Consider the following 10,672-nt stretch of genomic DNA (forward strand, 5'->3'; position numbering starts at 1 on the left):
GTGTATTAATATGTTAATTCGATTGTACTTCCATCAGCCGGCGGAACGACCCGGTACTGTTTTGCCGCTATCTGCAGATCAATTGCTTTTGCAGTGCGCGCGGGGTCTGAAACATAGATCCTGTTTCCACGTTGCATCAACAGGCAGGGGCGGCTGGCGCTGAATATCGTTTTGCCGCTCGTTACGCGCGCGCCGGGCGTATAAAAAGCGATAAAGTGCGTGCCGTCTGAGGCCCGGGCGGCCTGAACGGCTGCATTATTGGCCAATATGGTCCAACCTGGTTGTTTGCTGCCTGCCGCCGATACAGCGTACCAGGTATGAAAACCGGGGGTATTGCCGTGAACAATCCGTGGCATAAAGACCTGGTCCCTTACAGTGTCGGCCGAAGCTGCGCCATCAATGCGTTTCCAGCTGCCTGTAACCGGACCGGCCTTTAAATCGATTTTTGAGCCGGGCGCAAACCAGTAAGTTAAACCATTATGTTCAATTTGCTCACCACCTACGCGTGTCTGCCGCAGCGTGGTTGCTTGCAGGCGACTTTGGTCGGCAACGGTATAGACTGCCGTTTGCAAACCTGTACGCTGCACTTCAGCAACCAGAGCCAGCATGGAACTGCCATAAAAAACCCAGAGCTTGCGTGCTTCAAGCCGGCTTTCTGCCCGGTCATCTGTCAGCACGTAGTCCATTGCAGTCATGCCACCCAAGCTGTTTCCGGCTGCGCCTGAGAACGGCCGCCGTTCTGTGCGGGCTGCTGCGGCAAATGTGGTAAGGCCAGGCAGCATTTGCCAGTCCCAAACGGGTGGCATACCACCGTACTCACTCCCGTTTTTAATTATATAGCTGTCGCCGCTGCCCAGCAACCTGCCGAGCAGATTTTCATTGTTAATTGATTCGGTAGAAAGCGTTCTGGCGGAGATCGTCTTCAGAAAAACGCTGAACCGGGGTTGATGATAGGCCGTAAAATCGGCGTGTGGATAAAAACGAAAGCCATTCAAACTGCCACGTCCGTTCTGCCTTGCCTCAAGCGCGAGCCAGGTTGGCTTATCGGCAGGATACAGGTCTTTGAGCATAGGCATCAGCTGCCTGATGTCGGCACTGGCAAGCTCGCCGGGCCGGCTAACGGAGCGGTCTATGGTTCCCGGGGCAGTAAAGCGCCCCCGGGCCATCCATTGCCAGCCTTGCAGGACAAAGTCGCGCAGGATACTCATTTTATCAGCCGGGAAGGCTAAGGGCGTGCCTCTTACCTGCCAGGCCAGGCGCAGCGATTCCTGGAACAGCGCTTTTCCATACTGGTACATTTGCAGCCGTGCGCCATGTTGAAGAAAACTAAAATCAGGCTGGATGCCCTCTGCCGTGGTAATCTTTAATTCGCCCAGAATCGCCTGACGCCATTTTTGCATGGCGGGCCAATCGCCCCTGAACACGGCATCATGAAAAGCAAGGTCTGCGGCCCAGACCAGGTTAGCGCCGGTGCTCTTCGGTCTGACAACATATTGTCTGAAAACCGCCTGTGCCGACTGGAGGTCCTTCTCAGAAAGTTCACCTGCTGTCAGAATAAGAATGTCGCGCATCAGCTGCGGAATGCCAATTTCGTTATGCCACCAGTTCGGGTTCTGGTATCGTTCCTTTAGCCAATGCCTGAGTGCCGGCAAAAACACTGCCCGGATTTTCACTGTTTCAGCTGCATCTCGCTTATTTGCCGCCAGCACGAGCGCAAGCAGGTGCAGCCGCCTGAAATGTTCCAGCGTTTTCCATTTTCCGGGCTCACGGTCAGCATAATTAATGTCCGGCCACCGGCCCGCACCGTCTGGTGCAGGCCAGCTCGCGGACGCCAATTTAAAACCAACTATCTTTTCTGCCGAGGTATGAAGCAGGTACGTTTTATAGCGGAGCAAAATTTCATGATGCCCGTTTTGCGCCCTGACCGTTGCAGTGCAGCAGACGAGAAAAAAGAAAATATATCTGAGCCGTCTTATATGCATGTCAGTTTCGTTTCAGGTATTTCAGCGCTGCTTCCAGGTAATAATAATCGCCATAACAAAGCGGTGTATCTATCTCGTAGCCCGCAGGGAAGTTGCCGACATTATGCAGGATCAAAAATCCTGCAGCTTCCATACCGGATGCAAAATATGCTTTTGATGACAGGTTCTGCAGCATTGTTTCCGCTTTTTCCCGGTAAAACCTGCCCTTTTTGCCTTTCACAAAATCAGCCAGATCCAGCAGCGCCGAGGCAACCACTGCGGCCGCCGAGGCGTCTCTCGGCACCACAGGATAACGTGACTGGTCGTAAGACCAGGGCGGTGTAAAGCCGGGTTTGTTTGCATGGAAATCCCAATACGGTATCAGGTCGGTGGGCAAATTCGGATGCCGAAGAAAATGGTCGGCCATTCGGCGGGCTGTCTTCAGGAACACCTTTTTTCCGCTTTCGCGATAGGCCATGGTGAATCCATATATACCCCAGGCCTGCCCGCGCGCCCATGTCGACTCGTCTGCATATCCCTGGTGTGTTTCCTTCTGCATGGGCCGGCCGCTCTGTTCATCATAATTAACTACATGGTAACTGCTGTAATCAGGGCGCAGGTGGTTTTTCATTGTCTTCAGCGCATGGCTGTTCGCTATTTCTGCAAGCTGCGTATCGCCCGACAGGGAAGCGGCCCGGTAAAGGAGCTCCAGGTTCAGCATATTATCTATAATGACCGGGAAATGAAGCATGGTTTTGCCATCAAAGGACTTTACCTCGTTCCAGGACTCGAGGCAACCTATATTTTTGTTAAATCGGGTGGCAAGAGACCGCGCACTGCGAATGAGCACGCTCTTTTTATCTTCGCCGGGCTGGAGCCGGTTTGCGTTACCAAAACTGCAGTTCAGCATAAACCCGAGATCGTGCGTCCCGGTCACGGTCTGCAGGGGCTTCAGCAGTTCAAGTTTACGATCGGCCAGGGCAAGCAGGCTTGTATCCCCTGAAAATTCGTATAGGTACAATAAACTGCCCGGAAAAAAACCGCTGGTCCAGTCTGTGTAAGCGGTATGCCGCATGCGGCCGTTTTCTACCGAACGCGGAAAACGATCGGCAGGAACGGCATCATTCAGCTGTTTGTACCGGCTGGTGGCCAGCTGTAGATTTTGCTTAAGCAGGACTTTCAGGGGCTGCGCCTGCTGTGCCGGTGCCGAAGTTGCGCCTGACACGAGGAACAGCAACAGCAGGCGTCTCAATAACCCCTGAACGCTCAAAAAATTAATAACCCGGGTTTTGTGTAATCGCATTATTGGTAAGATCAATCTGAATCTGTGGTATCGGCATAACATAATTTTTCTGGGCATCAAAGTGGATCCCTTTGTCGCCATACAGCGGCAGCCCATTTACGCCCTTAATATCTGCAAACTTTTTGAGTACGGTTTCGGCGGTACGCCAGCGAACCAGGTCATAATAGCGCTCACTTTCCATGGCCATTTCCAGACGCAGTTCATTGCGAAGGGCAGCACGGGCTTCTGCCTGTGTAGTTGCGCGGGCCCTGTAAAGCTGCTCGAATTCGGCTGCTGAAACAGCTATGTTCCTCGGGTCTGTGTGTATCTTACGAAGTGTGGCCTCCGGATCGCGGTTTGGCGTAGTTACATAAGCACGTGACCGTACTTTGTTTACATATTCCATAGCCAGAGGGAGGTTTTCATTCAGCTCGATCAATGCTTCTGCATACATCAGGTACACGGCAGACAGGCGCAGCACCCGGTAATTCAGGTTATTATCGTGGCCGCTTTTCGGACGCTTTGACAGGGTGAGGAAGGTCTTGCGGGAATGAAAACCTGATCCGGCGTAGCCGAGATGATTTTGTTTTTCATTTTCAAATACATCACCATTGTCGATAACGGTATAAAGCAAACGTTTATCACCGGTTTTGAAAGCATCATAAAGATCAATGGTCGGGCAATTGAACCCCCAGCCGCCTGAGTTTCTGCAGCGGGTGTAAATACCGAGAATGCTTCCCCCGGTCTCAGCGTTCACTCCTGATTCAGTGTGCATGATTTCCCATACAATTTCAGCATTGCCATCGCCTTCTCTTCTGAAAACCTTGCCAAAATCGGGATCCAGCCGGTAACCATAAGGCGCATTGATCACGGCTAAAGCCGCGTCGCGTGCTTTTGTTAACATCTGTGTATTGCGTGCAGCGTTTTCAGCATTACCGTACGCAAAGAACAGGCATACGCGGGCAAGAAGCGCATTGGCTGCATCGCGCGTGGCCCGGCCATACTCGGTATTCTGGACAATCTTATCGCGGCCCGGCAGGATAGCGGCGCATTCTTCAAGTTCTTTGACTATGAAATCCCGCACCTCGTCCCGGGTGTTTCTTTTTGTGCCATAGTCTTCTACAAACAGCGGGCGGGTAACGAGCGGGACTCCACCAAAAACACGTACCAGCCTGAAGTAATAAAAGGCACGCAGAAACCGCGCTTCGGCTACCAGGCGCTGGCTAATGGCGGGATCTATCGGCATATCGGGCAGCCGTGTAAGTGCGTAGTTGGCATCGGTTATGCCCCGGTAACAGAAGCTCCACCAAGGGCCGAGCGCACCGTTATCTGTAAGTGGCCTGAAAAATTCAACATCGGCGGCAAAGGCACCATCGGCTGCCGACCCCCCGCCCTTGGTTGCATCATCAGAGGCCATATCGCCAAGAATAACCATCGAGATTTCGTTGTCTTTTTTTGCTATGGTGCTGTAGATGTTAGCGACCAGCGCAACTGCATCGGCCTCTGTTTGTCCGAAATCTTCACCGCGCAGCACTCCGTTCGGGCGGCGGTCCAGGAAATCTTTCTGGCATCCTGCCAAAGATAGCAGGCAAAGAATGAAGAGTGATATCTTTTTCATCGTTTCTTATCTGTTAAAATGATGCATTAAGTCCGAAAGTAAAGGTGCGCGCCTGTGGATAAACTGCGCGGTCTATGCCGACCTCTTTGGGGTTATTATCGCCCAACTCAGGATCGAGGCCCGAATATTTTGTAAAGGTCAGGAGGTTCTGACTGGACAGAAACAGCCTGAAGCTTGATGCGCCGATTTTGCTCAGCGTTCTGGCGGGAAGCGTGTAGCCGATCTGCAGGTTACGCAGACGCAGATACGAGCCATCTTCAACAAAATAATCAGATACAAGCAGGTTCTGCCTGGTCGAGGTCGAAAATTTGAAGTCGGTATTCGACGGATTACCCGGGTCTGATGCGCCGAGTGTACCCGGTGCCCGCCAGGCACTTTCGGTCATGCCTTTCAAGCCATTAAAAGCACCCGTGTTCTGGTTGGTCCAATATTTCATGAGGTTGAACACTTCGTTCCCGATTGAGCCCTGGAAGAAAGCGGAAATATCGAAACCTTTGTAAGCGCCGCCAAGGTTAAAGCCATAGGTCAGATCAGGAAACGGATTGCCGATCATGGTCCGGTCGTTGTTATCGATCAGGCCGTTGCCATCAATATCGACAAACCGGAGGTCGCCGGGCTGCGCAGTGGTTTTCTGCGCTGAAGCAGCCACCTCTGCCGCATTCTGGAAAATTCCCGCGGTGCGGTAACCATAAAAATAGCCAATCGGCATGCCTTCTTCGGTTCGGGTCACGGCGCCAATGCGCGCACTTCCGCCATTTATCGGCGCCGAAGAGCCCAATGACTCGACCCGGTTTCTGAAGGTTGCGCCATTTGCGCCGATGCTGTAACTGAATTCCCCGATCTTGTCGCGGTAATCAAGCTCGAGTTCAAAACCCCGGTTGCTTACCCGGCCAATATTTGACCAGGGACTGTTGTAATTAACCGTTGCAGGCGTTGGGATGGTTACCAGCATATCTTTGGTATTCTTGATATAAAAATCGGCGGTAATTGAAAGCCGTTTTTTGAGCATGGTCAGATCCAGCCCGAGGTCGTATTGTTCAGTGGTTTCCCATTTAACCGGGTTGGCGAAGTTGTTCTGGGCTACGCCTGATACGATTGTTTTCGGCAGACCAAAAACATATCTGCGGGTATCGCCAAACCCAAGGAGCGTGACAAAAGCACTTGCAGCAACGTTGTGGTTACCGATTTGTCCCCAGCCGCCGCGTAACTTACCTTCATCCAGCCAGGAATTTCCCTTCAGGAACGATTCTTCGGTAAAGATCCACCCAACAGATGCTGAAGGAAAAGTACCCCAGCGGTTGCCCTCGTTAAAGTTTGAACTGCCATCTCTGCGGATGTTTGCAGTAAGCAGGTAGCGGTCTTTAAAGGCATAGTTCACACGGCCAAGGAAAGACATCAGCGCGCTGTTGCCCCAGTTGCCTGACACCAGCGGATTAACGGTGGCTGCATCCAGTGTGCGCATGTATTCATCATTATAAAAAACGCCGTCTTTCGATCCGTTGAAGGTCCGGAAATTATATTCCTCTGCAGTCATCCCCGCAAGCGCGTTCAGGCGGTGCTCTCCAAACTGTTTGTCGAAGGTCAGCGTATTTTGCCAGACCCAATTATTTGTGATCGAATTGGCCGCAGTTACCTTATTGATGGTTGCCTGGTCATCGGCCTTGAGGTAATATTTCGGGGCAAAGCCGTATGAATTTGAGCGGTCTATGGTGAAACCGTAGTCCGTACGAAATTTCAGCGACTTTAGAATTTCCACATCGACTGCCGCATTGCCACGAACGGCGAAAGCCTCACCTTTGCCCAGCGTTTCACGCTCAGCTTTTGCATACGGATTGTTCAGCCCGATATACAAGCTGCTTCCGTAAACAGAAAACGGATCGTTCGGGTTATAGCCCGTCAGGTAGAGCGACCTTTCTGTTGCGTCTGCTGCATTGTAATTGTGGCGGTATAATGGTGCAATCGGATCCAGCACGCGCGCAAGAAGCAGGATGCCACGGTCCATGTCGCTGCTGAAAGACCGGCGGTTGTCTTTTGTTGCATTCACATTGGCCGACAGCTTGATTCTTTTTGTTACGTCTATTGTGGTATTCAGCCTGGTCGTAAACTTATCGTATTCAGAGAACCGCACCATCCCTTGTTCATTGAAATACCCGGCACTAAGCAGATAGGTCATTGTATTGCTGCCTCCGCTAAAAGTCAGATTGTAATTTTGCATGGGTGCCACACGCGTCATTACATCCCACCAGTCGGTGCCTGCGCGGCTACCCGAAACTCGTTCGGTAAGGCTGAGCAGTTTTTCCTTATCACGAAGGGTGCTATGGATTTGGTAGTTCGGATTTTCAATAAGGAGACGATGCTGCATATCTATATACTCACCGGCATCCATCATTTCTACTTTATTCCAGAAACTGGAGACGCCTGTCTGCGCATCAACCTGAATACGGAGTTTATCTCCTCTTGAACCTTTTTTGGTGGTCACGAGGATAACGCCGTTTCCTGCCCTGGCTCCATAAATTGCGGTTGCAGATGCATCTTTTAAAACCTCGAAAGATTCAATATCATTTGGATTCAGCCATTCAATGCCACCGATGGGCATGCCGTCTACCACATACAGAGGGTTTGTGTTATTGGTCGTTCCTACCCCGCGGATACGCACGTTTGGAGTAGAGCCGGGTACGCCAGAAGTATTGGTAATCATCAAACCCGGTACCTTTCCCTGTAACGCTTTCAGTGGATTACTCACTGACATGTTGCGAATCTCATCTGCAGTGACTTTTGATATGGCGCCTGTCAGATCCCGTTTTCGCTGAGTGCCGTAACCAACCACCACAACATCATTCAGACCGGTCACATCTGCCACAAGGGCGGCGTTCACCTGTGTTTTTCCGGCTACGGGTTTTTCCATTTGCTGATAGCCTACATAACTGTAAACAAGTGTAGCCTGATCGTCAGTAAGCGTCAGCCCGTACCGCCCTGAGGGGTCAGTCTGCACAGAATTATCGGTACCTTTCTCACGCACGGTTACGCCGGGCATCGGGTTGTTCTGTTCATCGAATACCGTTCCCGTCACTTTAAATTGTATGGGGGCACGAGGCACTGCACGGGTAATAACCACTGTCTTGCCGTTTATGCGCCAGCTCAGGTTCTGTGGGACCAGCAATTCCTGTAGTATGGTCTCCATGGTCGTATTTTTAAGATTGAGCGTAAGTTTCCTGCGGCTGTCAAGCAGTTCGGCATTGTATAAAAAGTCGTAACCGGTTTGTTTGCGCAATTGCACCAGCATCTGTTCAGTGGTACGCTCGCGGGCAGCAAAATTAATGTTCTGGGCATGCGCCGCACTAAGTCTTCCGGCCATCAGGGTGAGCAGAACCGCCAGCATAAAGGCCTGTGCAGCGCGCGGCAAACGGCAACGGGGGGGCGTTACGCTCCGGGCATAATTGAATGTAAGCATGAGAATATTTGGTTATTTGATTAGATTATTTGGTTGTCAGATCACGGGATGACAGGCGGGATGCGGCGCGAGCGTTTATTACATGTTATTTCATAACTGTTATTTTTCTTCCTTTTATTTTAAACTGATGAGCATGGATAAGGGAGAGATTTGCAAAAAGCTCATTAATACTGTTTGAACGGGAAAATGTACCGCCAAGGCGGCTGTTTTCTGTTCCGGGCTGAAGTTCGACTTCGACATCATACCAGCGGCCAACACGGGCCATGGCCTGGGCAAGTGTTTCGTTCTTAAAAATAAAGTATCCGTTTTTCCAGGCGATGGCCTCTTCTGCATCGACCACGTTAACGCGAATGCCGTCTCTGTCGCTATGCATCAGCGCTTCCTGCCCAGGATGAAGAATTGCAGTCTCCCGGCCCTTGTTTACCTGCACTTTCCCCTCCAGCAGTGTGGCCCGCACTTCCTTGTCGCCGGGATAGGCCGCTATATTAAAATGTGTTCCGAGAACGGTTACCGTTGTTTCGTTGCTGACTACTTTGAAACGCTGGCCCTGGCGCTTTGCAACCTCGAAATATGCTTCGCCGCTTAATTGAACGAGCCGTTCATTGCCATTAAATGCTGCCGGGAACCTGAGTTCCGAGCCCGAGTTCAGCCACACTTTCGTTCCGTCTGCAAGGGTAAGCTGGTATTCGCCCCCACGCGGAATGCGCAGCACATTTGTCTGGTCTGTAGTCGCACCGGTGGTTTTCTGTTCGTAGTTCAGACTGCCCGGCTGGTTGGCTATAACCGAAACACCCGCCTGTTCGGCGAGCTTTCCCGTTTGTCCGCTAAGTTCCACCTGGCTTCCGTCTGCCAGTACGAGTATAGCTCTAGAGCTGCCGGGAACAACGGGAGCCTGTTTATGAACCGTCATATTCGCCGGACTGGTTCCCGTTTCATTAGCAGGTTGTGAGAAGAACAGGAAGCCGGCAACGAGCACGACCGCCGCAGCAGCGTAAGGCCACATACGTATAAGGATGGGTTTCCGGTTAATGCCGAGACGGTTACGCAGCTGTTTATTCAGGGCATTTAAACGGTCATGGTTAACATCAGAGGCCTCGCGCGCTTTTTCCAGATACCAGCTTTCAAGAAACGTGCGTTCCTCTGCGGTGGAGTTGCCGTCGAGATATTTTTGAATAAGTGTGGCAATGTCTTTCTTGTCCATTCAGGCTGATATTTGGTCGCTTTGTATAGATAAGACGAACTTCAGGGAAGGGAGTGTAAGATGATTTGGAAAAAAAGTTAAAAAGGGAGATTTGCTTGAGACCTCGAGTAGTATATAGGCGTTCGTAGTTCGTATTTAGACGTGGCGCAGAAACCCCTCAGCCAGTTATGCGAATTGCGGGTTTAGGCGCTATTTCTTTGAAGTGTGAGATTTGAGATTTGCGTCTTGAGACAGGGAGCAGAACCCCTCGGCCGGTTATGCGTAGTGGGGGGGGGGTGTCAATGCCGTGGTCTTTCGTCCTTGATCCTTTTTCTTTGATCTCATTGAGGGGTTAAGCGCCGTGGTCTTTCGTCCTTGATCCTTTTCTTTGATCTCATTGAGGGGTTAAGCGCCGTGGTCTGGTCGTCCTGATTCCTTTTTCTTTGATCTCATTGAGGGGTTAGGCGCCGTGGTCTTTAATCCTGGTTCCTTTTTATTTGGTCCCGCTGAGTTCCATTAAAAAAACATCATCATAAGCGTGCTCAGCTTTGCCCGGAGAATCTTCAGCGCATTGCTGATCTGCTTTTTTACGGTATGATCAGAAATATCCAGCGTAAAGGCTATTTTCTCATAAGAAAACTCATGCCGGCGGCTCAACTCAAACACTTCACGCATTTTTGCAGGTAAAGCCTCTATTTCCTGGTCGATGGCACGCGACAACTCTTTCTCCCTATAGGCCTCATCGGTATAACGCGCTCCCTCCGTATAATAGATGGCCAGCTCTGCCAGGTACCGATCATGAACTTTATCCCGTGCAATACGGTCAAAAATCCGGTTGCGCACGCAGGTATAAAGAAATGCAGATACAGATCGCCCGATTACAAGCGTATCACGTTTTTCCCATAAGCTCGCGAATACATCCTGAACCACATCCATAGCCGCTTCTTCATCTTTGAGCAAGCGTATGGAATGGGCCAATAACGGGCGCCAGAAACGCTCGTAAATTTCCCCAAATGCCGAAAAATCGCCATCGTGAAGAGCTGTTGCAAGCTCCTGATCTGAAAGGGCTGCGGATTGGCGCATGCGCGGTTTATAGTTGGTTTGAGCTTAATCGTGTAAGCTAAGTTATTACTTTTTTTCAATAGCACAAACGCGTGTTGTTTTTTTTCATTCAGCAGGA

General features: G+C 51.0%; 6 protein-coding genes. All 6 read right to left on the minus strand.

The window, feature by feature from the left end:
* Nucleotides 1-5: 5 nt before the first annotated feature.
* The 6 genes from EJV45_RS09390 to EJV45_RS09415 all read right to left on the minus strand — a co-directional run bounded on the left by EJV45_RS09390 (nucleotide 6) and on the right by EJV45_RS09415 (nucleotide 10,575).
* Nucleotides 6-1,982, minus strand: a complete 1,977-nt coding sequence (locus EJV45_RS09390; RefSeq protein ID WP_129715417.1) for a polysaccharide lyase family 8 super-sandwich domain-containing protein — start codon at nucleotides 1,980-1,982, stop codon at nucleotides 6-8.
* Between the two features lies 1 nt (nucleotide 1,983).
* On the minus strand, nucleotides 1,984-3,264 hold the full coding sequence (locus EJV45_RS09395; RefSeq protein WP_129715418.1) for a glycoside hydrolase family 88 protein: 1,281 nt from the start codon (nucleotides 3,262-3,264) through the stop codon (nucleotides 1,984-1,986).
* The gene (locus EJV45_RS09400; protein ID WP_129715419.1) at nucleotides 3,236-4,861 is read right to left on the minus strand and encodes a RagB/SusD family nutrient uptake outer membrane protein; all 1,626 of its coding nucleotides are present in this window, start codon (nucleotides 4,859-4,861) and stop codon (nucleotides 3,236-3,238) included. Before EJV45_RS09400 ends, EJV45_RS09395 begins: the two co-directional genes overlap by 29 nt.
* Nucleotides 4,862-4,874: 13 nt before the next feature.
* On the minus strand, nucleotides 4,875-8,312 hold the full coding sequence (locus EJV45_RS09405) for a TonB-dependent receptor (RefSeq protein WP_129715420.1): 3,438 nt from the start codon (nucleotides 8,310-8,312) through the stop codon (nucleotides 4,875-4,877).
* Nucleotides 8,313-8,397: 85 nt separating this feature from the next.
* Entirely contained in the window at nucleotides 8,398-9,513 is a 1,116-nt protein-coding gene (locus EJV45_RS09410; RefSeq protein ID WP_129715421.1) for a FecR family protein, read from the minus strand.
* 495 nt (nucleotides 9,514-10,008) lie between these two features.
* Nucleotides 10,009-10,575, minus strand: a complete 567-nt coding sequence (locus tag EJV45_RS09415) for an RNA polymerase sigma-70 factor (RefSeq protein ID WP_129715422.1) — start codon at nucleotides 10,573-10,575, stop codon at nucleotides 10,009-10,011.
* Nucleotides 10,576-10,672: the final 97 nt, after the last annotated feature.

It is taken from the genome of Pedobacter sp. SYP-B3415 (assembly GCF_004138205.1).
In the GTDB taxonomy this organism is placed as follows: domain Bacteria; phylum Bacteroidota; class Bacteroidia; order Sphingobacteriales; family Sphingobacteriaceae; genus Pedobacter.